The 23,371-nt window shown below is 58.3% G+C and carries 19 protein-coding genes and 1 tRNA gene; 9 read left to right on the plus strand and 11 right to left on the minus strand.

Annotated elements, in window-relative coordinates:
• Positions 1-174 precede the first annotated feature (174 nt).
• The 4 genes from RHM62_RS13685 (at position 175) to RHM62_RS13695 (ending at position 4,782) form a co-directional block, all read left to right on the plus strand.
• Positions 175-1,656: an HD-GYP domain-containing protein gene (locus RHM62_RS13685; protein WP_322122635.1), complete on the plus strand. Its 1,482-nt coding sequence runs from the start codon at positions 175-177 to the stop codon at positions 1,654-1,656.
• Entirely contained in the window at positions 1,656-2,960 is a 1,305-nt protein-coding gene (locus RHM62_RS13690; RefSeq protein WP_322122636.1) for an EAL domain-containing protein, read from the plus strand. The genes RHM62_RS13685 and RHM62_RS13690 overlap by 1 nt, the downstream gene beginning before the upstream one ends.
• A 207-nt stretch (positions 2,961-3,167) precedes the next feature.
• Positions 3,168-4,028, plus strand: a complete 861-nt coding sequence (locus RHM62_RS19080; protein ID WP_416172259.1) for a hypothetical protein — start codon at positions 3,168-3,170, stop codon at positions 4,026-4,028.
• Positions 4,029-4,083: 55 nt separating this feature from the next.
• Positions 4,084-4,782, plus strand: a complete 699-nt coding sequence (locus RHM62_RS13695) for a methyl-accepting chemotaxis protein (RefSeq protein ID WP_416172260.1) — start codon at positions 4,084-4,086, stop codon at positions 4,780-4,782.
• A 303-nt stretch (positions 4,783-5,085) separates the two neighbouring features.
• Here RHM62_RS13695 and RHM62_RS13700 read toward each other — a convergent pair whose 3' ends face one another.
• Positions 5,086-5,622, minus strand: coding sequence for a DUF2058 domain-containing protein (locus tag RHM62_RS13700; protein WP_322122637.1), 537 nt, complete (start codon positions 5,620-5,622; stop codon positions 5,086-5,088).
• Positions 5,623-6,092: 470 nt separating this feature from the next.
• Here RHM62_RS13700 and RHM62_RS13705 point away from each other — a divergent pair, with 470 nt between their 5' ends.
• Positions 6,093-7,673, plus strand: a complete 1,581-nt coding sequence (locus RHM62_RS13705) for an isocitrate lyase (protein WP_322122638.1) — start codon at positions 6,093-6,095, stop codon at positions 7,671-7,673.
• Positions 7,674-7,846: 173 nt separating this feature from the next.
• Here RHM62_RS13705 and RHM62_RS13710 read toward each other — a convergent pair whose 3' ends face one another.
• A complete protein-coding gene (locus RHM62_RS13710; protein ID WP_009665356.1) occupies positions 7,847-8,149 on the minus strand; it encodes a DUF6172 family protein in 303 nt (100 codons plus the stop codon).
• Between the two features lie 78 nt (positions 8,150-8,227).
• On the opposite strand from RHM62_RS13710, the gene RHM62_RS13715 reads away from it, so the two are divergent.
• The 3 genes from RHM62_RS13715 to RHM62_RS13725 are packed head-to-tail and all read left to right on the plus strand — an operon-like array spanning position 8,228 to position 12,067.
• The gene (locus RHM62_RS13715) at positions 8,228-8,833 is read left to right on the plus strand and encodes a 3'-5' exonuclease (RefSeq protein ID WP_322122639.1); all 606 of its coding nucleotides are present in this window, start codon (positions 8,228-8,230) and stop codon (positions 8,831-8,833) included.
• Positions 8,833-9,600 (plus strand): 2-keto-4-pentenoate hydratase, encoded by a 768-nt coding sequence (locus RHM62_RS13720; protein ID WP_322122640.1) that lies wholly within the window; start codon positions 8,833-8,835, stop codon positions 9,598-9,600. Before RHM62_RS13715 ends, RHM62_RS13720 begins: the two co-directional genes overlap by 1 nt.
• Positions 9,593-12,067 carry a DEAD/DEAH box helicase gene (locus RHM62_RS13725; RefSeq protein WP_322122641.1) on the plus strand — a complete coding sequence of 825 codons (2,475 nt, stop codon included), beginning with the start codon at positions 9,593-9,595 and terminating at the stop codon, positions 12,065-12,067. The genes RHM62_RS13720 and RHM62_RS13725 overlap by 8 nt, the downstream gene beginning before the upstream one ends.
• Before the next feature lie 12 nt (positions 12,068-12,079).
• On the opposite strand, the gene RHM62_RS13730 is transcribed toward RHM62_RS13725, so the two are convergent.
• From RHM62_RS13730 to RHM62_RS13755, 6 genes are all read right to left on the minus strand, one after another.
• Positions 12,080-12,880, minus strand: coding sequence for an HDOD domain-containing protein (locus RHM62_RS13730; protein ID WP_322122642.1), 801 nt, complete (start codon positions 12,878-12,880; stop codon positions 12,080-12,082).
• 185 nt (positions 12,881-13,065) lie between these two features.
• A complete protein-coding gene (locus RHM62_RS13735) occupies positions 13,066-14,649 on the minus strand; it encodes a GGDEF domain-containing protein (RefSeq protein WP_322122643.1) in 1,584 nt (527 codons plus the stop codon).
• A 123-nt stretch (positions 14,650-14,772) separates the two neighbouring features.
• Positions 14,773-15,420, minus strand: a complete 648-nt coding sequence (locus RHM62_RS13740) for a response regulator transcription factor (RefSeq protein WP_322122644.1) — start codon at positions 15,418-15,420, stop codon at positions 14,773-14,775.
• Positions 15,421-15,424: 4 nt separating this feature from the next.
• Complete coding sequence (locus tag RHM62_RS13745; protein WP_322122645.1) at positions 15,425-16,918, minus strand: histidine kinase; 1,494 nt, start codon at positions 16,916-16,918, stop codon at positions 15,425-15,427.
• 1 nt (position 16,919) lies between these two features.
• Positions 16,920-19,316, minus strand: a complete 2,397-nt coding sequence (locus RHM62_RS13750; RefSeq protein WP_322122646.1) for a putative bifunctional diguanylate cyclase/phosphodiesterase — start codon at positions 19,314-19,316, stop codon at positions 16,920-16,922.
• Between the two features lies 1 nt (position 19,317).
• Positions 19,318-19,929: a methylamine utilization protein gene (locus RHM62_RS13755; RefSeq protein ID WP_322122647.1), complete on the minus strand. Its 612-nt coding sequence runs from the start codon at positions 19,927-19,929 to the stop codon at positions 19,318-19,320.
• A 417-nt stretch (positions 19,930-20,346) separates the two neighbouring features.
• Between RHM62_RS13755 and RHM62_RS13760 the strand changes: the two genes are divergently transcribed.
• A tRNA-Arg gene (locus tag RHM62_RS13760) sits at positions 20,347-20,423 on the plus strand.
• Between the two features lie 1,214 nt (positions 20,424-21,637).
• Here the strand turns inward: RHM62_RS13760 and RHM62_RS13765 are convergent.
• The 3 genes from RHM62_RS13765 to RHM62_RS13775 form a co-directional block, all read right to left on the minus strand.
• Positions 21,638-21,994 carry an MGMT family protein gene (locus RHM62_RS13765; protein WP_322122648.1) on the minus strand — a complete coding sequence of 119 codons (357 nt, stop codon included), beginning with the start codon at positions 21,992-21,994 and terminating at the stop codon, positions 21,638-21,640.
• Positions 21,991-22,626, minus strand: a complete 636-nt coding sequence (locus tag RHM62_RS13770; RefSeq protein ID WP_322122649.1) for a LysE family transporter — start codon at positions 22,624-22,626, stop codon at positions 21,991-21,993. The genes RHM62_RS13765 and RHM62_RS13770 overlap by 4 nt, the downstream gene beginning before the upstream one ends.
• 174 nt (positions 22,627-22,800) lie before the next feature.
• A complete protein-coding gene (locus RHM62_RS13775; RefSeq protein ID WP_322125414.1) occupies positions 22,801-23,328 on the minus strand; it encodes a pyridoxamine 5'-phosphate oxidase family protein in 528 nt (175 codons plus the stop codon).
• Between the last annotated feature and the right edge of the window lie 43 nt (positions 23,329-23,371).

A 23,371-nucleotide genomic window follows, 5' to 3' on the forward strand; every position in this document is an offset into this window, starting at 1 on the left:
TCCAGCAGCGGCAAGATTTTCCCTAGGTGCCATTGATCCGCTGTCATCCTTGATGGCAAACAAATAAAACCATTCAAAGCAAGCTGCCGGTATTAAACTCCGCCATCACCCACCAGAATTCTCCGGCAACGCTGGCAAACTGGCCCCAGCAATGATCAGGAAAGCAAGCCGATCTTGAACGACCTTTCTTCCAGCCTCACCCCGCCGCCCGCCGGTACGCTCAAGTCTGCCCTGATCGTGCCGGTCGAGGCACTACGCGCCGGCATGTACGTCGCAGACCTCGACTGCGGTTGGGCGGCCACTCCCTTCCTGCTGCATGGCCTGCTGCTCGATGACCCTGAAGATATCGGCACGATGGCACTGCTGGCGCAGCGCGTGACGATCGACCCGGGTCGCAGCCTGCCCGCCGCGCTGACCGGACTGGACCAGGCAACGCTCTACGACACTACCGGTAATGTTGCCGCCAGCGGCACACCCGGTGACCAGCGCCTCCAGCAATACCGCGACCAGGTGCAACGCAACGATGGCGATCATGCCAGCCGCGCCGATCGCCTGGCGCTAGGCTGGCGCGAATGGAAACAGGCCTTGTCGGCCTGGCTGGGCCGCCTGTTTAGTAGCGCGGGAACGCGCCCCTTGCCCGCAGCGCAACGGCCCGATTACATGCCGGACGATATCGTGCTGGTGGTGCATCCGCTGCCGGAACCCACGCAAACCGCGCTACCACAAGCGATCGCGGCGTGCGAACTGGCTGAAACCGCGCTGGAGCGCGTAGCCCGGGATCTGGCAGCGCATCGCGATACCGATATTGCAGCGCTGCAGGCCGCCTCGGAAACCCTCGCCGAAAACATGATCCGCCGGCCCGGCACGATGATCTGGGCGGCCAAGATGCGCGACAAGAGCAACCGGATGTATCACCACGGCCTTGGCGTGGCAATTTATCTGACGGCACTGGGACGGCAACTCGGTTTTCAGCGCGAACAGCTGGCCGACCTGGCCACCGTCGGTTTGCTACTCGACCTCGGCAAGATGGAAATCGATCACGCCCTGCTGGACAAACCGGGCAGGCTCGATGACATCGAGCTGCTCGAAATGCAGACCCATGTCCATCGCGGTATCGAAATGCTGATGGCCACCGGCGTGACCTCGACCCTGATTCTGCGCGCCATCGCCGAGCACCACGAGCGTGTTGACGGCACCGGCTACCCGGCACGCTTGCCAGGCGCCGCACTGACTATTTTCGGCAAGATGGCGGCGATTGCCGATGCGTATGCCGCGATGGTCAATCCGCGTCCGTACGCGCCGGCATTCGCGCCCTACGAAGCCATGAAGCAGCTGTTTGCCGAGAGCGAATCGCGCTGGTTCGCGCCGCTGGTCGAACAATTTGTCCAGGCCATCGGCATCTTCCCGGTCGGTTCGCTAGTCGAACTGTCCACCGGCGAAGTGGCCATCGTGGTCCAGCACAATCCGTATCGCCGCCTCGAACCGCTGATCCTGATCCTGACAGACGCCGGCAAGATGACACTGCCGGCACCGCGCGAGCTGGATATGCTGAAACATAATTTTAATGTCGCGCCCGACGTGCTGCGTATTTCGACCGGCCTGGCCGATGGTGCACATGGCATCGTCATGCAGGACTTTTACCTCAGGCAAGCCTGATGCCTACCGTCGGCCTGGCCGCCCGCCTGTTCGGTGCGCCGCCGGTGGCACCGGCACAAACCCTGTTGCGCCGGCTGACCGGCGATCTGCAGGGACCGCGTGGCACCTCCACGCTGGCCGTGCTGGCCGTGTCGCTGTCGCGCAGCGATGCGGTTGGTGCGATGCTCGAACTGCCCGACTCGATGCTGGTCAATACCGCCCTGCTCGAACGCCTCACAGGCACGCTGCACGCCGATGATTACCTGGCGCTGGCCGGCCCCGACGAAGTCTGGATCGTGCTGCAGGCGCTGACCTCGCCGACCGTGGCCAGTCTGGCCGCAACCAATATTGCGCGTGCGCTGGAAGCGCCATTCCAGGCGGGCACACTGACGGTGACAATGCGTCCGTGCATAGGCATCGCCGTCACCGCGGTCTCGCCGGGCACCGCGCTGGGCTTACTGGAGGCAGCCAGTGAAGCCCGCAAGCGGGCCGGCAGCCTGAACCGTCTGTATGTGGTCGCGACCGAAACCGAAGGCATCGACCTGCATCACAAGGATTTGATCGTCGCCGTAACCCGTGCGCTGGCAGAAAACCGGCTGACGATGGCCTACCAGCCGAAAGTCGACCTGGCCACGCAGCGCGTCGTCAGTGTCGAGGCGCTGATCCGCTGGCCGGCCGATCTGGTGCCGGTGATCAGCCCGATGGTACTGGTCGAGATTGCCGAACGCTTCGGCATGATCGAGGCGCTGACCCGCCATGTGCTGCATACAGTCTTGCGCGAGCACGCCACGCTGCTGGCACCGACCGGCCTGCAGCGCATCTGGATCAACCTGTCGGCAGGCATGCTGGCCGATCCGGGACTGCCGGAATTCCTGCAGCAGGGACTCGATATCTGGTCGGCCGGCCCGCCTCTGATCGGCCTCGAGATTACCGAAAGCGCCGTCATCGGCGATATCGAGCAATCGATCGCGATGATGCATGCGCTGACCACGCGCGGCTTCGAACTAGCCATCGATGACTTCGGCACCGGCTATTCGTCGCTGGCTTATTTGCGCCGGTTTCCGATCAGCGAACTCAAGATCGACAAGATGTTCGTGCAGCACATGACCAGCTCCGACACCGATGCCCGACTGGTGCGTACCATCATCGACCTGGCACATAACTTCAAGCTCAAGGTGGTCGCCGAGGGTGTCGAAGACGCAGCGACGCTGGAGTTGCTGGCACAGATGGACTGCGATCAGATCCAGGGTTACGTCTACGCAAAACCGATGCCGGCGGCGGAACTGGTGCGCTGGATGGCGAATTTTCATGTCGGTATTGCCTAGTCGTCGCTGAACGCGCAGCACGGATTTCAGGCCACCATTTACGCCACAACTGCCGACACACTTCTTGCCCAATAGTATTTTCCTGTCTATAACCAATAGTAACTATTGGTGACAGATGACCGCGTGATTGTCCTGTCCCAGTCCATGCGACTTAACGGCCAGGCAGCACGCGATGCACGGAACGGCCGGTACTCACCCGGAGACCTCATGCCCACGTCCCTGCCCCACCGACTGACCTTGTCCAGTCGCTTTATTGTCCTGATCGGCGTCTTCGCGCTGGGTTTTCTGGTGTACGGCGGCTGGTCCTTCCGGACCCTGGACGAACTCAAGGTCAACGGCAAGCTCTATCAGCGCATCGTGCAAGGCAAGGATTTGATCGCCGATATCCTGCCTCCCCCCGAATACATCATTGAATCGTATCTGGTGTGCCTGCAGATCGGTAGCGCCACGACCGATGCCGAACGGGCTGCGCTAACCGGGCGCCTGAAGGTGCTGCAGACGGATTACCAGACCCGTCACACCTTCTGGGCCGGACAGTCCCTTGATCAGGATATCGCCACGCTGCTGTTGCAGCAGGCGCATGAGCCGGCCGAGGCGTTCTACAAAATAGCTTTCGATGCCTATCTGCCGGCATTACAAAAAAAAGATGCCGCCGCTGGAGCGGCCGCCATGCAACGCATGAAGCCACTCTATGAAACGCACCGCCAGGCCATCGACCAGATTGTGCAACTGGCCACCAAACGCGGCGAAGCCGATGAAGCCGGTGCCGCCAGGCAGATCAGCGGTGCGACTTTATGGCTCCTCGCGATCCTGCTGCTGGCCCTGGGCGCCAGCATCGCCATCGCCATCGGTACCATGCGCAGCCTCATGAAAAGCCTGGGCGGCGAGCCTGGCTATGCGGCCGACATCAGCAACCGGATTGCCAGCGGTGACCTGTCGATGGAGATCGCCCTGAAACCCGGCGACCAGTCGAGCATGCTGTTTGCGATGAAGACGATGCAGGAGGTGCTGTCGACTATCGTCGTCGATCAGCACCGGCTCGTCGCAAATTGCCAGTGGCAATCTTGATCTGTCAGCCCGCACCGAAGCACAGGCCGGTGCGCTGGAAGAAACCGCCTCGGCGATGGAACAGCTCACCACCACGGTCCGCCGGAATGCGGACAATTCGCGTGCCGCCAGCGCACTGGCGAGTTCGGCATCGACGATCGCCTCGAAAGGCGGCGCCATGGTGGTCGACGTGGTGCACACGATGGAGGCGATCAGCGCGGCATCGCACCGGATTGCCGACATTATCGGCACCATCGACGGTATCGCTTTCCAGACCAACATCCTGGCACTCAATGCCGCCGTCGAGGCCGCCCGCGCCGGCGAACAGGGACGCGGCTTTGCTGTCGTGGCCACCGAAGTGCGCAACCTCGCGCAGCGCTCGGCATCCGCCGCCCGCGAAATCAAGGAATTGATTGGCGATGCCGTCAGCCAGGTCGAGCGCGGTGCGCAACTGGTCAACCAGACCGGCAACACAATGCAAGACATCGTCGACAGCGTGCAGCGGGTTACCGAAGTCATCGGCCAGATCACCCAATCGAGCATCGAACAGGCGACCGGCATCGAACGCATCAATCTGGCCATTGTCGAGATGGACCAGGGCACCCAGGAAAATGCCGCGCTGGTCGAGGAAGCGGCGGCCGCCGCCAGTGCGCTGCGCGATCAGGCCGGCAACCTGACGATGGTGACCGGCGCGTTCAGACTGGGGGGAAGCGCCACCGGCAGTCAGGTCGGATTGACTACCGATGGACGCCAGCGGTTGGCGCTGGAGCGATGACTCACGCGAAAAGTAGCGTTAGGTGGAACGCTAACAATACTCACCAGTACTGACTGTAGGGTCGGCACAGGGTCATCGTGCCCACGCGAATGCCCCGGACAACGGTTGGACTTGACGTTGGTTTTTGGTGCGCACGCTTGGGCACGGTGAGGCTATGCCCACGCGACGATACTTATACCCGTTTTATGTGCACAACTTTGTGCATAACCATGGGGAGCGCCCCTGCAAGCCAGCACCGGCTTGGGTCCGCAAGACTGCCTTTTTTTTACGCAGCCCGACGCATCAGCCCCGGCAAGCAACGGCTCACCACATCAAGTCGTCCGGAATCTGGAACGCCGCATACGGATCGTCGGTATCGACCTCTGCGCTGGCCTTGTTCACCCGCACTACCAGCGAGGCGTCGCGCTCGGCAATCTTGTCGGCGATGATGCGCGGGACCAGTTCGACGGCCGCGCCCTGGCAGACGATAACCAAGCGCCCTGCCATCAAATGTCCCTGTACCGCGGCCGAGACATACAGCCGCTCGATTTTGTTGCCATGCGTGAAGTTGTAGGCAATGTCGCCGGCGCCCTTGCCCTGGCGGTTTTGTTGTACCAATTGGGCAATCTGCGCGAGGATCGCCTTTTGCGTGGCGGCGGCGTCGCGCTGTGCATTGAGTTCGCGGGCGCGCCCGGCATTCTTGCGTTGTGTCTCGAGCGCCGCGACGCGGGATTCATCGACACTTTGCGTACCGGTCCTGCGCTCGACCTTCTTCTGTTTGTTCTTGTCCTGGTTAGCCAGTTTGGCTTTGTTCTTGTCAACCAGGCCGGCTTTCAAAAACTGTTCTTGCAACGAGGCCATATCTGCTGATCCGTAAGTGGGAGATGGGCCGGCGGGACTTACCCGATCACCGGCGGAGAGTGCGAGCATAACAAACATGCGCACGCCCGGCCGACAAAATCAGGCGGAAATGACCGCGTTGCGTTGACTACACCAGCGCTGCCGCAACCGCCCTTTGGCCGACCAATTTCTCACGATACGAAATGCCGATTTCATATTGCGCGATATCGCCTTAGGATAAACGCGCCAATCCATTTCATTTATTGAAAGCTCATTTCGCATTAGAAAATTCACTGCATAAGCCATTGTAAATAAACAGATTAATTTTAGTCATCTGTCTTATATAAGACCTATGCGACTTGAAAAAAAGCCGCTATTATTCTTGCAAGCAGTCTGGCTTCGACGTCACGTTACTGCTGTCAGTACGTGCTACCTCGAACGCATTTTTTTCAGCACCTTTTTCTCAATCTCTTCACTATTTAGGAAATGCCATGTCACAGTACCAAGACGACATCAAAAACATTGCAGGCTTGAAAGAAAAAGAAGGCAGCGCCTGGAACGCGATCAATCCCGAATCGGCGGCACGCATGCGCACGCAGAATCGCTTCAAGACGGGTCTCGATATCGCCAAGTACACGGCCAAAATCATGCGCGATGACATGGCTGCCTACGATGCCGATTCCTCCAAGTACACCCAGTCGCTGGGCTGCTGGCACGGTTTTATCGGCCAGCAAAAAATGATTTCGATCAAGAAGCACTTCAATAGCACCGAGCGTCGCTACCTGTATCTGTCAGGCTGGATGATTGCGGCGCTGCGCTCCGAGTTCGGCCCGTTGCCTGACCAGTCGATGCACGAGAAGACTGCCGTCGCCGACCTGATCCGCGAGCTCTACACCTTCCTGCGCCAGGCCGATGCGCGTGAACTGGGCGGCCTGTTCCGCCAGCTCGATAGTGCCGAAGGCGCTGCCAAGCAAGCGATCCAGAGCCAGATCGACAACTTCATCACCCACGTCGTGCCTATCATTGCCGACATCGATGCCGGTTTCGGCAATGCCGAAGCAACCTACCTGATGGCCAAGCAATTGATCGAAGCCGGTGCCTGCTGCATCCAGATCGAAAATCAGGTCTCCGACGAAAAGCAATGCGGACATCAAGACGGCAAAGTCACGGTGCCACACGAAGACTTCCTCGCCAAAATCCGCGCTGTGCGTTACGCCTTCCTTGAGCTGGGCATCGACGACGGTATCATCGTCGCCCGTACCGACTCGCTCGGCGCCGGCCTGACCAAGCAGATCGCTGTCACCCGCGAGCCGGGCGATCTGGGCGATCAGTACAATTCCTTCCTCGATGCTGACGAAATCTCGCTCGACCAAATGAGCAATGGCGATGTGGTCATCAAACGCGATGGCAAGCTGGTGCGTCCGAAGCGTTTGCCAAGCAACTTGTTCCAGTTCCGCGCCGGCACGGGCGAAGAGCGTTGCGTGCTCGATTCCATCACCTCGCTGCAAAACGGTGCCGACCTGCTCTGGATCGAAACCGAAAAGCCGCATATCGCCCAGATCGGCGGCATGGTCAGCGCGATTCGCAAAGTGATTCCAAACGCCAAGCTGGTCTACAACAATAGCCCGTCGTTCAACTGGACCCTGAATTTCCGCCAGCAGATTTTCGACGGCATGAAAGCCGCCGGCAAGGATGTCTCGGCCTATGATCGCGCCAAGCTGATGAGCGTCGACTACGACACCACCGAGCTGGCATTGGCTGCCGATGAAAAAATCCGCACTTTCCAGGCTGACTCAGCCCGCGAAGCCGGCATTTTCCATCACCTGATCACGCTGCCGACCTACCACACCGCTGCCCTGTCGACCGACAACCTGGCCAAGGACTATTTTGGCGAACAAGGCATGCTCGGTTATGTGGCCGGTGTTCAGCGCAAGGAAATTCGTCAGGGAATCGCTTGTGTCAAGCATCAGAACATGTCCGGTTCGGACATTGGCGATGATCACAAGGAGTATTTCAGCGGCGAAGCAGCACTGAAAGCCTCCGGCAAAGACAACACGATGAACCAGTTCTGATTCTCGTTCGACCCTGCCGGAAAAAGCGGGCGGTGGCGTTCTCCGGTACGGAAACTCCCTGATCCGCCAGCTCTGTCAAAACACCCCGATTGCTTGCGCAACCGGGGTGTTTTTTATTGGGCGGAGCGATTGCAATCCGGACCGCCGGTATCAGGCGATACCGGACCGTTCTATCAGGAGCGCTTGCCGGTAGGACGGGCTTGCCGGAAACCCGGCTTGGAGAGAATTTCGACGTAGGCTTCGGTAGCACCTGCGCCGGCAACGATGTCGAGTTGTGCCGTCAGGGCCGACAGATGAACCGACGCGGCGGTTTCCTTGCTGGCACCGACGCGGCAATCGAAGTCGATGAAGTCGACACCGTCAGGCAATTCACGACGCTGTTCGCGCTTGATGTACTTGCGGATGTCGTGTTTGACGGCATCGAGCACGCGGTCGCGGTGCAGACCTTCTTGGGTCAGTGGAAAGATTTTTCTCATGGCGATTCGGGAACGCTTGCGGCGCATACAGTGGATTGAAGGGCGCGATTATACGCGACGGGTTATCCTGAGCGCCTTATGACGACACCCCGCGAACCCCACCCCGTACCGAGCAAGGAAGACATTGCCTTGCTTGCACCTTTTGACCGTCTCGGGCTCGATCAAATCGTGCTGGTCAGGACGGCCGGCCAGGCCCGCGAGGCCTGCGCTGCCCTGCTCGACAGCCCGGTCTGGGGCTTCGATACCGAGTCACGACCAACCTTTTTCAAGGATCAGGTATCCGACGGTCCGCACATCGTCCAGCTCGCAACGCGGCACCGGGCCTGGGTATTCCAGCTGAGCGATCCGGACTGCGTGGCGCAAGTTTCGGCGCTGCTGGCCAGCCCCAAACATGTGAAAGCCGGCTTCGGACTAGGCGACGATACCCGCCGCATTCTCTCGAAACTGGGCGTTACGCCGGCTGCGGTGCTGGACCTGAACAGCATCTTTCGGGCGCGCGGTTATCGCAAGGATATGGGTGTCAAGGGAGCGGTAGCGGTCCTGTTCAACCGACGCTTCATGAAGTCAAAAAAAGCCGCGACCTCGAACTGGGCCAACCCTAAGCTGACCGATGCACAAGTGCTCTACGCGGCCAATGATGCGTATGGCGCGGCCCGTGTGCACGATGCGCTGGGCCTGGACTGATGCCCTCCCCTGCAGCAATGACGATGGCGGCGATCGACTTGGCGGCAACCGAACTGGTGAATCGCCGGCGCGCTAACCGGCAAGGCGACGCGCTACCGGAGCACTGCCGTCCGGCCGATGTCGCCGCAGCGCTGGCAATCCAGCGCGCCGTCACGCGCCAGCTCGGCGCGGTAATCGGCGGGTGGAAATGTGCATTGCCCTCGCCCGGAAAACTGGTGCTGGCACCGCTCTACCGGCATGCCATCCACACGATCAGTCCCTGTCCGGTGCGGGTGCGCGGCGATGGCATCGTGCGCGTCGAACCAGAACTGGCCTATGTTCTTGGCCGCGACTTGCCGGTGCGCGATCAACCGTATGCGCCGGCAGAGATCGACAGCGCCATCGCGCACACGCACCTGGCACTCGAACTGCTCGAGAGCCGCTACACCGACCATCACGCCGTCGGCTTCCTCGACAATCTTGCTGACGGACTGGTCAACTTTGGACTGTTCCTCGGCCCGCTCGTTGATGACGATGCCGGCAGCGGCGAACTGGCACTGCAGGTTGACGGCACCCTCGTGCCCGGCCGCCATCCCGACGGCAATCCGCGCCTGCCACTGTGCTGGCTGGCGAACGCGCTGCACAGCCAGGGCGACTACTTGCGCGCCGGGCAAGTGGTGATCACCGGCTCGTATGCCGGCAGCGTGCCGCTGGCGACCGGCGTGCCGGTGCAGATTCGCTACGGCGCACTCGGTACCTTGTCGGTTTCCTTTGCGGCGGATGACTGAGCCCGCCGCTGTCGCCGGTGTGTTCCGTCCCCGGCTGACGCTGCACACACTGACCCGCGGCGATGGCTTGCTGGGAATGCGGCCGACCGGCCTGTTCGGTCCGCGCGGCGGCAGCGTGACGGTGGCGCGGATCGACTGGACCTATGCAACGGCGTCCGGCCTGCGCTGGCAGATCGCCGCCCCCACCGCACTGCTGAATCGTCGTCCGGCCGGCATGCCGCCGGTATTTGACGAGACCGGTCAGCATATCGTGCTACTGCGCGACTTTGATGCCGAGGCCGATGCGCTGGACCGCATTCTCGAACTGGGTTTTCATGCCCTGCCGGCCAGAGCGTTGCAATGGCGCAGCGATAGCACGCTACCCGCCAGCGAGCCGCTGTGGAGCCTGCTGCAGGAGTCGTTCTTTGGCGATTTCTGGGCCGAGCAATTGCCGGGATTGCAGGAATTGGGCTGGCGCGTGGTCGTCATGCCGGGCTTCGCGCACGAAAGCGTCCCTGTCGAGGCATGGCATCTGGTGGTCAATCCGGCCAACGGCGACGTGCTCGGCAAGGAAGTCGCGGCGCCGCTGCGACGCCGCGCCAATGGCGTCGTCGCGCTGGCCGGGCCGGCCAATGCCGGTTCGTGGCTGCTGTCGCTGGGCGTCGAGATCAATGGCGAACTGCTCGACCTCGTGCCAATGCTAGCGCTGCTGCTCAAGCAGGACCGGCGCTGGCTCAATGCCGCACTGATCGCCCGGATCGACGATGCGGCGCTGATCCGCTTGCGCGCACCGGGCGGCAAGCGCATCGATGCGCTGGCCGCGCCACTCAAGGCCATCGTCAGCAGCATGCTCGATTTGCTGACCGATCCGCGCCGCAAGGAAGGACCGCTGCCGCTGTCATCGTGGGATGCCGAACGGCTGGAGCAATTGCGCACCAGCCTGCTGGAATCGCAAGCCGAGCGCGCCGGTCCGCATGGCGTCTGGCAATTGCAGGGTCGCGACGGCTTGCAACAACTGGTGCAGCGCTTGTCGGCAGTCGGCGGCGTCGCACCGGTGAGCGCACCGGCAGGCCTGGGCGTGACCTTGCGGCCGTATCAATTGCATGGCGTCGCGTGGCTACAATACCTGCGCGCCCACGACCTTGCCGGCATCCTGGCCGACGACATGGGACTGGGCAAAACCGCCCAGGCGCTGGCGCATTTGCTGATCGAAAAGCAGGCCGGCCGGCTGGTCAATCCGGCGCTGGTGGTGCTGCCGACGTCGCTGCTGTTCAACTGGCAAGCGGAAGCCGCGCGGATGGCACCGGACCTGCGCGTGCTGACCTTGCAAGGACCGCAGCGCGATGACGACTTCGGGCGGATGGCCGGGGTCGACATCGTGCTGACCACGTATCCGCTGGTGTGGCGCGACCTCGATCGCTTGCGGGTGCAAGCCTTCCATTTGCTGATCCTCGATGAAGCACAAAGCGTCAAGAATCCGGCCGGACGCAGCGCCAATGCGATCCGCCGGCTGCAGGCGCGACATCGCCTGTGCATCACCGGCACACCGCTTGAAAACCATCTGGGCGAACTCTGGACCCAGTTCGATTTTCTGCTGCCGGGTTTTCTGGGTAACCAGCGCACTTTCCAGCGGCTGTGGCGCAAGCCCATCGAAATCAATGGCGAGACCATCCGGGCGCAATTGCTGGCGCAGCGCGTGCGTCCGTTCATCCTGCGCCGGTGCAAAAGCGACGTCGCCACCGAGCTGCCCCCACGCATCGACATCATCAAGCGCGTGCAATTGCAGGGACATCAGCGCGACCTGTACGAGAGCGTGCGGGTGGCCTGCGACGAACAGGTGCGCCGGGTACTGGCCCGCAAGGGCTTTCGCAGCGGACAGATCACGATCCTCGATGCCTTGCTGAAGTTGCGCCAGGTGTGCTGCGATCCCTATCTGCTGAAAGGTCCGGCAATGGTGCCGGCCATGGAGCGCGCCAAGCTCGAATTGCTGCGCGACCTGATGCCGGGACTGGTGGCCGAAGGACGCCGCATGCTGGTGTTTTCGCAGTTCACCGAATTGCTGGCGCTGGTGCAAACCGAACTCGATGCGCTGGACTTGCCGTGGCTGGCCCTGACCGGTGCTACGCCGGTCGGGCAGCGCGGTGCAGTCGTCGCCGCCTTTCAGGAGCGACAAGTGCCGATTCTGCTGATCAGCCTGAAAGCCGGCGGTGTCGGCCTGAATCTGACAGCGGCCGACACCGTGATCCATCTCGATCCGTGGTGGAATCCGGCGGTGGAAGAACAAGCCACAGCACGCGCGCACCGCATCGGCCAGACGCAGACGGTGCTGGTCTACAAGCTGATCGTCGAAGGCAGCATTGAGGAACGCATCCTGGCCTTACAGGCCCGCAAGGCGGCGCTGGCCGACGGCGTCATCGGCAGCGATGCGGCATTTACGGCCAAGTTTAATGACGTTGATTTGCAGGCCTTGCTGGCACCGCTGGCCTGACGGCAGCGGCGCTTATTGCATCCGGATGAAGGCATCTTCGGCCGGAAATTTGGCGCGCAGCCATTCACCATCCATCAGCAAGGCGTGCACCAGATCTTCCGGCAAATCATCGAGTGCCTCGACGGTCGCATGCGGGGTATCGGCCAGCAATCCAGACAGATGGACAATCGCCGCGAGACGCGAAAACGGCCTGTGCGACAAGGGATCGAATGATTGCTGCAGCGCCGTCACGATCTCGACGGGGAAGTTCCAGCGCCGCGCCAGTTCACCGGTAATCTGGCCTTCGGAAAAACCGGACAAGTCTTTTTCGCGCTCCCAGCGACCACCGGGGATATGCGGCATTTTTTCGATTTCTTTCAAGATGACCGGATCGGCCTGGCCGATCAGTAATTCGCCCAGACGCAGCATCATGCCGGTGAGCCAGGCTTGCTGCGGATCGGCACCGATGCCTTTTGCCATCCATTGCGCATAGCCGGCAGTAGCCATGCTGGTGCTCCAGAATTCACGCGGATCCAGACCCGGCAGCAACGGAAATGCGTCGCACAGGCACGATGCCATCGAGAGTGTGCGCACCTTGGCCATTCCCACCAGCGAAATTGCGTCATCGATCGAACTGACGCCGCGCGGCAAACCGAATGCCGCGCTATTGGCCAGTCGCAGCAGCTTGGCCGTTAGCGCCGGATCGCGGGCGATGATGTCACTGACTTGCTGAACTGAACTGTTGTCGTTATTCAGGGTGTTGATCAGTGCATGGGCCACCTCGGACAGCGTGGGCAACTTGACGTTGGAAAAAAAGAAATCGAGCGTAGGCATGATCGTTCCCTGATGACTTCATTGGCGGCACCCGGCCGCGTTCCGGCACAACACCAGCTTAAGGTCGTCGAGCTTCACCGTGCGGGCGCGAAGAGTCAGTAAAGGTCTTCGGAAAACTATTCATTGGTGGATGCCGGAGCGTGCGCGGGGCAGCGAGGTGCCTGGCAGGCGAGGCAGGAAGCCCCTTATTCGGCGCTGACGACGCGGTTCTTTCCTGCGCGCTTGGCTTGATACAACGCCGTATCTGCCCGCTTGAGCATGCCGACCTGATCTTCATTTCCTTTGCGCAGCGCCACCCCGGCGCTGAACGTGATCAGGATGCGCTCGTTGTTATGCATAAAAATCCGCTTCGTGAGTTCGCGCTGCAGCCGGGTCACGGTCTGGGTGGCGGCATCCATCGTGGTATCGGGCAACAGAATCAGAAACTCTTCGCCGCCAAAGCGGGCCAGCACATCCATCGTGCGCAGCGTGTCCTTGATCACACGCACCAGATACACCAGCGCTTCATCGCCGGCAACATGGCCATGGGTATCGTTGAGTCGCTTGAAATCGTCCAGATCGAGCATGGCAATGCACAGCGGCGACTTGCGCCTGTCGGCACGGGCCAGTTCGCGATCGAAGACATCATCGAGGCCGCGCCGGTTCAGGCTGCCGGTCAACTGGTCTTCCCGGACCAGTTCGCTCATCGCCGCCAGCTGTGATTCAAGATCATGGATGCGCTGTTCGGCCGCTTCGCCCGCCTGCCGCGCAACAATCATGTCATCGCGTGACTGCAAGGCATCGTATTGCGCCTGGCGGGTATCGCGCATCACGTCCTCGAGGATCGCATTGAGTGTCGTGATGTCGCTGGCCTGGCTGATTTTCTGGGAATAGGCGTCGATTTTTTCGTGATAATCACCGGTGCTGGTGGCCAGTACGCCAAGGCGGTCGATGAAGGTGATCATCATGTTTTTGACGGTGACCTTGGCTTCGGTCAGGCTGTGTCTGAGCGTGCCTTGCTTGTAGATCACATCCTTCATGTCGCGCGTGGCATCCTGCAGCGCGTGATGGTTGATCGGCCCCGACAACAACTGGTGCACGCTATCGATCTGGCCATGCAACCAGCTGTCTTCTTCTGTCAGTCCGCTGATATTTTCCAGCAATAGCCGGAACAGACGCAGCAGCAGTTCCTGTTCTTCGGCGACGTCGCCGGCGCGCATTTCGATCTTGAAGCACAGCTGGCGCAACCGGATCCCGATTTCATCGAGGCTATCCTCGCTCTGTGCGTCCTTGACCGCACGTCCTAGCAATTCGGCTTCGTCGGCCAATTCCGGCGAGGTGCTGAGCAACGCCGCCACTGCCAGCAACAAAGTGCGCGACAGCAGATCGCGCAGCAGGCGCGGCTGGCGATCATCCGGCACGACGCTGGCAACTGCGATGGCAGCAGGCGCCGCTTGCGTGCGATCAAAACGGGTCAGGTGCGCGGTGGTCAGCGCGGACAGGGCGCTGGTGTAGGCAGTCCAGTCACGCGCGCTGGCGGCCAGTTCAAAACGCTTGCCAAAACCGTTGATGTCATCGAGTTCGGTAGCAAGCAGGTGCAAGGCGCTGGCAAATTGAATCAAGGTATTTTCGGCGCTCGGTCCGGCACCGGTGCCGGCGATTTCTTCGTAGACCTGACGATAGGCATCCGGCGTTGGTGCCATCTTGCGCACCGCTAGCTGCCGGAAGGCTTCGCGCGCCAGCTCGGCGGGATTAGCCACCGCGGGTTCGGGATTGTCTTTGGGTTTCATGGAGGCGATCCTGCTCGAAAGTCATGTCATGGTGCCCCGATCTTACACTGAGTAAAAGTTTCCATTCCATTGATTAATGGTTTGTTTTTTTGTTGTGCCGTCTTTTTCAGGTAGACGGCATGGTCAATCGACCAGATGATTTCTGATCGCATAGTGCGTCAGCTCGGCGTTATGGCGCAGTTTCATTTTCTGCAACAGACGCGACCGGTACATGCTGATGGTCTTGACCGACAGGACCAGTTCGCTGGCAATATCCGACACGGTTTTGCCGGAGGCGATCATGGTCAGCGTCTGGTATTCGCGGTCGGACAGGGTTTCGTGCGGCGGGATCTCACGGTCATCGCCGACCTGGTTGGCCAGTTCCTGCGCCAGTTCGGTACTGATGTACTTGCGCCCCGCTGCCACCTGGCGAATCGCATTGACCAGTTCAGCCGGTGCGCTTTGCTTGTTGAGATAGCCGGAAGCACCGGCTTTCAGGGAGCGGATCGCGTACTGGTCTTCGCGGTGCATCGACAGCATCAGCACTGCGATGGCAGGACATTCCTTGCGAATCTGCTTGAGCACCTCGATACCGCTGCGGTCCGGCATCGAAATGTCGAGCAACAGCACATGCGCCTCCCCGGCCCGCGCCAGCTTGACGGCATCGAGACCGTTTTCGGCGGCACCGGCGACGACGATGTCCCTGGTGTCGGCGAGAATCTGCTTGAGCCCTTCACGCACGATGGCGTGATCGTCCGCGATCAGCACGCGTATCGTTTCTTTTTTATTCATGACGTCATTTCTTTGCCTGCTTGATCGCTGTAATCAATCGTCCGGACGCTGCCGGCAGCGGAATGCGGATGGCCACCACGCTGCCGCCCTTGGGCACATTGCTGACGGACAGACTGCCGCCCAGCGCGTTGGCGCGTTCGATCATTCCGCGGATGCCGAATGAAGCCGGTTTTTGCCGGTCACGCGCCGCGATACCGGTGCCATTGTCGCTGATTTCCATACGGATACCGCGCTGGTTGCGTATCAGGCGCACCTGAACACTGCTGGCACGGGCGTGCTTGCTGATGTTGTTGAGCGATTCCTGAAATATCCTGAACAGCGCACTGGCCTGTTCCGGTGGCAGGTCGATATCGCTGTCGCTGCTGGCGACATGGCACGGGATACCGAGCTGCTTCTCGAATTCGGCCGCTTGCCATTCGATGGCTGCCACGATGCCGAAGTCGAGAATGCTGGGCCGCAGGTCGACCGAAATGCGGTGAATCGATTCGATGGTCCGATCGACCAGAGAGTCGACATAATCGGCCTTGTCGGTGAGTGCAGGATCGTCAGGCAAACGGCGTCGCAGCAAGGCCAGCGCCATTTTTATGGCGGTCAGGTTACCGCCCAGGTCGTCGTGGATTTCGCGGGCAATCCGCGTCCTCTCTTCTTCCTTGACACGTTCGATATGCGCTGACAATTCGGCCAGTTGCTCACGGGAACGCGTAATTTCAGTCTGTTCCAACTTGCTCTGCGTAATGTTAGTCATGATGCCTTCCCACTGTATGGCGCCATCAGGCAGCACGCGCGGCATCGCACGCAAATTGATCCATTTAATGTCTTTCCATTCCTCTATCCATAGCCGGCCATCCCAGTTCCAGCTGCGCACCTCCTCTGCCGAGGCTTGCATCGATGCCAGATACGAAGCATGGTCGGCAGGCAGGATCAGCGCCATGAACAGGCCCGGATCCGCATGCAGCCGCTCGGGACGGATACCAAGCAGGGCATGACAAGCGTCGCTCAGATACGGAAAGGCCATCGCGTTGTCCGGCATCCGCCGGAATTGATAGACCAGCCCCGGCGTATTCGAGACGATTGCATGAAAACGCGCCTCGATCTGCCCGAAAGCCGCAGACGCCGCCTGCCCTGCGCTCTGATCCTTGCAGATCATCAGCAGCGCCGGCTGCTCCTGGTCGTCGCACAGCACAAACCGCACTTGCACCGGATAAATACTACCGTCCTTGCGGACAAGCCTTGTTTCAAGGTTGACCGCACCGCCCGCTTTCGTGCGCAAGCCATCCAGCAACAGCTGCATTCGTCCGGCATCGAGATCGGGAGCGATGTCGAACAGCTGCATGAGGAACAGGTCTTGCGGGCAATACTGAAGGTTGTCTTGCGCCGCCCGGTTGATCTCGATGAACCCGAAGTTCTGTACGTCGAGCACGCTGATTTCGTCGAAGCACTCCTGCATGGCGACACGCAGCCAGTGCCCGTCACGATCGGCTTGTCGCGCAGGTGACACGTCAGGACTCCTGCTGCAGGGTGTTGATCGGTGTAACGCTTCTGCTTGAGGGCACCCAGCGGTCAATCCAGTCTGCCAGTTGCTCGGCCGGCATCGGCCTGCTGATCAGGTAGCCTTGCCCGTGATCGCACCCCATCGCATCGAGCAAACTCCAGGCTTCCTTGCTTTCGATACCTTCGGCCACGACGCGCAGTCCCATGTTGTGACCCAGGTCGATGGTCGAGCGCACGATCTGGGCGTCATCGATGTCATGTTCCATATTCATCACGAAGGATTTGTCGATTTTGAGTTCATCGACGGGCAAGCGTTTCAGGTAAGCCAGCGACGAGTACCCGGTGCCGAAGTCATCGATCGATAGCTCGACTCCCATCACATGCAAGCGTTCCAGCGTCTGTAAGGCCCGCACCGGATCATCCATGATGGCGCTCTCGGTAATTTCGAGGCAAAACGACTGCGGAATCACCTGATGTCGTTGCAGGATCGCGGCAAATTTGTTGGGTAGATCCTGGTCGAGCAAGTCGCGGGTCGACAGATTGATCGAGATTTTAAGATGCAGGCCACGGGCGGCTAATTGACTGCAAAGCGCCGCTGACTGCTCCAGCACCCAGAGCGTCATGACGCGGATAAAACCGGATTGCTCAGCAAATGGAATGAAGTCATCCGGAAAAATCATGCCGCGCTCGGGATGAATCCAGCGTATCAAAGCCTCTGCACCGATTACCTCCCCGGAACCAAGCAATATCTTGGGCTGCATTTGCAGACGGAATTCATTGTGTTCGACGGCACGCCGCAACTCGCCCAGCAGGGACAGATTCTGTGCACTGCTCTTGTCGATTGCAGGATGGTAGACCACGGCAACATTGCCACTTTTTTTGGCCGAGTACATGGCGGTACCGGCGTGGCTCAGTAGCGATTCGGCGTCGGTGCCATGCTCCGGAAAACCGGCGATACCGATGCCGGCACCGAGGTCGACCGTTTGATCTTCCAGTGAAATCGGTTGCTCCAGCGATTTCAGGATTTTTTCCGCCATGATCTGGCTGGCGCGCATGCTGGTCAGCGGCAGGATAATGGCAAATTCGTCGCCGCCCAGACGCGCCACCTGACCCAGGCTGCCGTCGAGCTGCTGCTTCAGGCGCTCGGCAACCTTGCGCAACAAGCCGTCGCCGACCTGATGGCCAAGCACGTCATTGACGTTTTTGAAGCGGTCCAGATTGAGCATCATGACGTAGCAATGTTCGCCCGTCCTGTCGGCTTGCTCGACAGCGGCACTGATCATCTTGACGAATTGGGAACGGTTGGGCAGGTTGGTCAGCGTGTCCCAATAGGCCAACCGGGTTGTTTCAAATTCCCGCCGCGAGATATCGTCGCGCATGCTGTCGAACGCCCGGGCAAGCTCGCCGATTTCGTCCTTGCGGCGGATCTCGAGCCGGCCGTCGTAATCACCTTTACCCAGTTGAATGGCGATATCGGTCAGCGTACGCAGTGGTCCGGTAATGCGCCGTGCCGCGACCTTGCTGAAAATAACAGCCAGCAAAGTACAGATGGCCGTCAGGATCAGCAAGGTCAGTTGCAACTGATCATACGGTGCCACAGCTTCATTGAGCGACTGCAGCAGGATCACGTTGGCCGCATGTTGCTCATTGGCGGCAAGCGCCATGCTGCGATAGCTGTATTGATTTCCTGTGACGCGCAGGACGCCGGAGAGCCCGGGAACGAGCGGAAAATCCAGTAGCCGCTGGTCAAGATTGACCGCATCATCAGCAGGAAATGTTGACTCCCTGGCAACCCATCTACCCGACTGATTGCGACTCACGATAGCAACCTGCAACGATGACAACGCATGCATGTCATTGATCAGCCGTTGGTCAATCGGGAAGGCCATCGCCACCCAGCCGATGGTCTCGGGCGCCTTCACGGGAATCACAACGATCTGATAAGGGTCGTCTTCAACCAGACTGACGCCGTTCGCGGTACCGGCACGATCAGCTTCCTCGACCAGTGCGAGGATGGATTGCTTGAATCCGTTGCTGGTCATGGTCGCCGTGGTCGCCTTGATTTCACGATTAATGCCGATCAGCATGGTCAACGTTGCGCCTATCCTCGCGCCATGATTTTCCAGTACGGAGGTAATCGTCTCGTTGTCATTGCTGCCGACTGCCTGACGAAACCCGTAATCGAGCGCCAGCACGCGCGCACCGGTGACCAGATTGTCCGCATTTTGTTGCATCAAGCGACGAAATACCCGCTCGCCGATCACCAGCTCACTGGCCACCGCTGTGCGGGCATTTTGGTTGATGCCAATACGGATCGCAACGAATCCGGCCAATTGGACAATCAGTACCAGCACCAGGAACAGCACGACAATCCGGCTTTCAAGACTGCGCAAGCGCATGGCCATCCTATTTCTTGTTCAGTGAAAACGTGGTCGCGGCATCGGTACCGGCGAACGTGACCGCCTGTTCCGGAATCGGCGTGCCGGGTGCAATTGTCCGGTACCAGACTTTCAGGTTGTATTTCCCTGCGGGCAGATTGTCTATGACGGCCTTTCCAGTGGTGTCTGTCTTCGCAAAGTAAGGCGTGTCGACCACCTGGATGTAGGCCGACATCTTGTCGTGGATGTTGCATCCGATGATCACTGTCCCGGGTTTGTCAAACAACAGCGGTTCTCCGCCTGCACCGGAATACAGCTTCAATTCAAATACCTTGGCGGGCGAAAATGAATAAACCTGATGGCGCACTGAGTCGTTGTTCGGAAATGAAATTGATGCACCCGTCTGCACAACCGTGACGAGCGGCATGAATGCCCTGCCTTTTTGCTCGATTTGCGCCGGCCGACCCAGCTTCGGAAGTGTCTGCCCGGCCCCGGACTCAAGATAGACCACGGCATCGGTTGCCGCTGCACTATCGCTGGCGGTGACCTGGACGGTCAGTGAAGCTGCTGCCGCTGCTGTCGTTCCAAACACAATGCTGGCAAGCGCGAGCCGCTTTGCGGCAAAAAAGACTGTATTCATCGGGAAGTTGCAAACAGGTAGAAGGATTAGTGAAAACTGCCATGATCGTGACATGCCAAATTGGCATGCTCCCGATGCAAGCCCCTGATCGGATTGCCCCTGAAGTTACTTGGAGCAAGAGACACCGTTCGCGCGAAGGGAACTCTAGCATAAGTTTTTTTGAATCCAGCTTCGCGAACTATTGCTTTCTCTGAAATTCCCCCCTTTCTGTGCCCGCTGGTTTGATTTCTGATGGCATCCCTCTTAATAAGCGCAAAGACTACCCGCCACACACGGTCTCATCACGACCTACACGTCGAACGACGCCCAAACCCAGGCGACGTTTCGACTGCAGTGGGAGCGCCCGCAAAAAAAACAGCAAGTTTCCAGCCTCAGGACTTCCATAAAGAAGTGAGGTCGGCTATAGTTCGGTTCTGCGCGGCTGTAGCTCAGCTGGATAGAGTACTTGGCTACGAACCAAGGGGTCGTGGGTTCGATTCCTGCCAGCCGCACCAGTAAATTCCGGGGGATTACAAGTTTAGGCTTGTAATCCCTTTCTGGTTTTTGGGTCAGTGGTGACATTTATGATGACATTTGCGCAGAGGCTAAGCCACAAATCCCCCATCTATCTACAGCTTCCCCGCCAGTTGGAATGCCTTAACAATCGCCTTCGGCTGATACTTCGCAACAAGCAGCAGTAACCGTGTCGCCCCTTCTTAGGCGTTTGGTGCACTTCAAACGTGAAGACCACAGTTCCGCGCCCTTGTCCCGATTATGCTGCCACTTTTCGACTACGAATGGACGATGGCAGCGTCGGTTTGTTGCGCAGCGAACCCTCGTGAACGTAGCCAAGGGCCAATTCAAGATTTGTAGCGGACCATGGTTGTCTCGGCCAAGGCAGGCTGTTCGTAGCCCGTGGTTTTTTGCCAGGCTAACCGGTCCTCTGTATTGATCCATTGAAGATGACGATCACGCTGATTAGGCGTAAGCGCCTCATCAAGCTTTCAATTACCCATATCTTTCTGAGGCAGGATTAAAACCGAATTGCATATTTGCCAGCAGACGCATGCCTCGCCACATAACAATATTCCCTGGCGGTGAATCATTGGCCCCTGCGAGATAACCGCCCAGTTGGGCAATTTTTTCAAGATAGCGCGACAGCATAGCGATATTGCAAATTTTTACGGACTGAGGAACATTCCCAATGATCCTGATTTGGCAATAGAGGTTGGGACACACTTATGTACAGAACTGCTCGAACCTCTTAATGCTACTTTTGGCCGGATTTCGGTGCGTTCTGCATGCCGGTCAATTGCAGTAAATGACATAGGAAATTTACACCATCATTCATGTGGTTCAAGTGAGCGTAATCGCGGGCGCCACATTTGGGATCAGAAAGACAGCGACGGACTAAAGGAAGCAAGTGCTTGTATTGTCATTCCGTGGTTTGCAGACCGCTACGCAGAGGATTTGGACTGGCGGTCGCTCGCATATTGGATACATAACCATCTGCCCTACAGTGAACTGGAGTTCTTCCCAAGGCTTGCTGCGTTCAATATTTGCTGGCACGAAAAGCCAAAGCGAACGATTTTTAGTTACATCCAACCTAGAGGTATGTTGAAACGAGGTGGGGGGCCGGATCCACAATTGTCAATTTTTTATGCAGATTTCCCCACTCTACGTTGTCGCTAACATGAACGTGGTAATGAGTCCACAAGTGAGGCTTTCCTCACTCCCAAAGATCAGTCTGCTTTTTTTCCTCGCAATCACCATCAGGATTCCATCCAAAAGTATTGAGACAAACACGACCACGTTCATCAAACTGGACACCTTCTAGCTCCAAACGATGGCGCTGTCCGAGTTCTGCACCGAACTCACTACGTTGGCTGATCTCACCACGCGCATTGATGACGCGATGCCAAGGTATCGTGCTATTACTCGGCACATCGAACAAGACGTACCCAACTTGTCGAGCCATCCCTCGCATCCCGGAAAGTGTCGCAATCTGGCCATAGGTAGCGACCCGCCCCAATGGAATGCTGCACACAGTTGCATAGACACGCTGATCTCGCTCACCTAAGCTCATAAATTGCTCGCTAACCAAGCCAACTTAACGCCCAAAAACGCCATTACTGCGCCTGCTGCCCGGTCTAGCCAAGCCTTGTAGCGCAGGTAAAAATTCTGCGGTCCTTTCGATGACAATGCAAGCGCTACGATGATGTACCAGCCAGCTTCGACTGCAAAAACAAGTACGACCAGTATTAAGGCCAAACTTAGTGGAAAAACTGGAGGCAGGAATGCAGTGAAGACGCTCGCGTAGACAATCGCAGTTTTCGGATTACTCAACTGCGTCACTAAACCGATACGGAACGAACGGAAGATCGTTCGAGATAAGGAAACAGCACTGGGTATTGACATCGACAAGGGCTTATTAGCACCGCGCCAGATGCAGTAACCTAAATACATCAGATAGAGACCTCCAACAACTTTCATCACTACATATAACCATGGTATTGCTGTTAATAAGACGTGCAAGCCGAGTAGCGCAATAACGGCAAATATGACGCCACCGACTCCCATGCCGAGAGCGGTTGCTACACCGTCAATTCTTGACGAGCTAACTGCCGTACGTGCCACCAACAGAAAACTAGGGCCTGGGCTCATCGCGCCCAAGCCTAGTGTGCCAACAATACCAAGTATTAATGGAATAGTATTCATGACGCCTGCTCCTACAAGGAAATGAGTATATTTAATCGGAAATATTAATGATTAATTAAAATAAAGGATTAATAAAACTATCTGTCTTGCTTAATAAGTGAAAGCTATTTAGTTTTCTTTGTTAATCGTTTGTGAAAGCGTCTTCAGCGTAAAATTGATTACGTTCCGATTTTTTTAACGGATTGAGCCGAAGTTTTTTTCGAGAATGTTTGTTGTTATTCCATCGATGCTCTTTTGGTTTTTTAATGCCCAATAAGCTTTCCAATCATCGGAATTTTTTGTCTTCGCCCAATCACTCAGAATCGTTCGTTCCTCTACATAAGAAAGTATTGACACTGCCCAACCACACGATGTCTGTACGAAATCGACAGAAACATCGAATATCTGACGTACACCAGGAATTGGTTCAAAAAGAAAAAAGAGCGAATCCCATTCGGGGTCCGTTTGGTGGATTACTTTGGCTGATCCGTACAGCCTTAAAATTAGTGGGTCACCCTCGAACGCACAGAACATGAGCGTCATCCGTGGGCTAATCTGTACATGCGCGGCAGTTTCGTTTCCGCTACCACTTACATTGAGCCAGGCGATACGGTTCTTATCAATCACTCTTAGGGAGTCCATGCCTTTCGGTGACATGTTAATTTTGCTATCAGCAGTTGCGGTAGCAACAAAAAATATCTTTTGCTCGGCGATAAACTGGATAAGTCATTCGGGCATATCTATGAACTGTTCCATTATATCTTTC

It is taken from the genome of Actimicrobium sp. CCC2.4, assembly GCF_034347385.1.
Lineage (GTDB): Bacteria > Pseudomonadota > Gammaproteobacteria > Burkholderiales > Burkholderiaceae_D > Actimicrobium.

Excerpts from the sequence above, each read along its gene's own strand:
- RHM62_RS13740 (WP_322122644.1), bottom strand. The coding sequence starts at position 15,420 with ATGAATAAAAAAGAAACGATACGCGTGCTGATCGCGGACGATCACGCC.
- RHM62_RS13705 (WP_322122638.1), top strand. The coding sequence starts at position 6,093 with ATGTCACAGTACCAAGACGACATCAAAAACATTGCAGGCTTGAAAGAA.
- RHM62_RS13725 (WP_322122641.1), top strand. The coding sequence starts at position 9,593 with ATGACTGAGCCCGCCGCTGTCGCCGGTGTGTTCCGTCCCCGGCTGACG.
- RHM62_RS13735 (WP_322122643.1), bottom strand. The coding sequence starts at position 14,649 with ATGAAACCCAAAGACAATCCCGAACCCGCGGTGGCTAATCCCGCCGAG.
- RHM62_RS13730 (WP_322122642.1), bottom strand. The coding sequence starts at position 12,880 with ATGCCTACGCTCGATTTCTTTTTTTCCAACGTCAAGTTGCCCACGCTG.
- RHM62_RS13715 (WP_322122639.1), top strand. The coding sequence starts at position 8,228 with ATGACGACACCCCGCGAACCCCACCCCGTACCGAGCAAGGAAGACATT.
- RHM62_RS19080 (WP_416172259.1), top strand. The coding sequence starts at position 3,168 with ATGCCCACGTCCCTGCCCCACCGACTGACCTTGTCCAGTCGCTTTATT.
- RHM62_RS13710 (WP_009665356.1), bottom strand. The coding sequence starts at position 8,149 with ATGAGAAAAATCTTTCCACTGACCCAAGAAGGTCTGCACCGCGACCGC.
- RHM62_RS13765 (WP_322122648.1), bottom strand. The coding sequence starts at position 21,994 with ATGAGCTTAGGTGAGCGAGATCAGCGTGTCTATGCAACTGTGTGCAGC.
- RHM62_RS13690 (WP_322122636.1), top strand. The coding sequence starts at position 1,656 with ATGCCTACCGTCGGCCTGGCCGCCCGCCTGTTCGGTGCGCCGCCGGTG.
- RHM62_RS13695 (WP_416172260.1), top strand. The coding sequence starts at position 4,084 with ATGGAACAGCTCACCACCACGGTCCGCCGGAATGCGGACAATTCGCGT.
- RHM62_RS13755 (WP_322122647.1), bottom strand. The coding sequence starts at position 19,929 with ATGAATACAGTCTTTTTTGCCGCAAAGCGGCTCGCGCTTGCCAGCATT.
- RHM62_RS13770 (WP_322122649.1), bottom strand. The coding sequence starts at position 22,626 with ATGAATACTATTCCATTAATACTTGGTATTGTTGGCACACTAGGCTTG.
- RHM62_RS13700 (WP_322122637.1), bottom strand. The coding sequence starts at position 5,622 with ATGGCCTCGTTGCAAGAACAGTTTTTGAAAGCCGGCCTGGTTGACAAG.
- RHM62_RS13720 (WP_322122640.1), top strand. The coding sequence starts at position 8,833 with ATGCCCTCCCCTGCAGCAATGACGATGGCGGCGATCGACTTGGCGGCA.
- RHM62_RS13750 (WP_322122646.1), bottom strand. The coding sequence starts at position 19,316 with ATGGCCATGCGCTTGCGCAGTCTTGAAAGCCGGATTGTCGTGCTGTTC.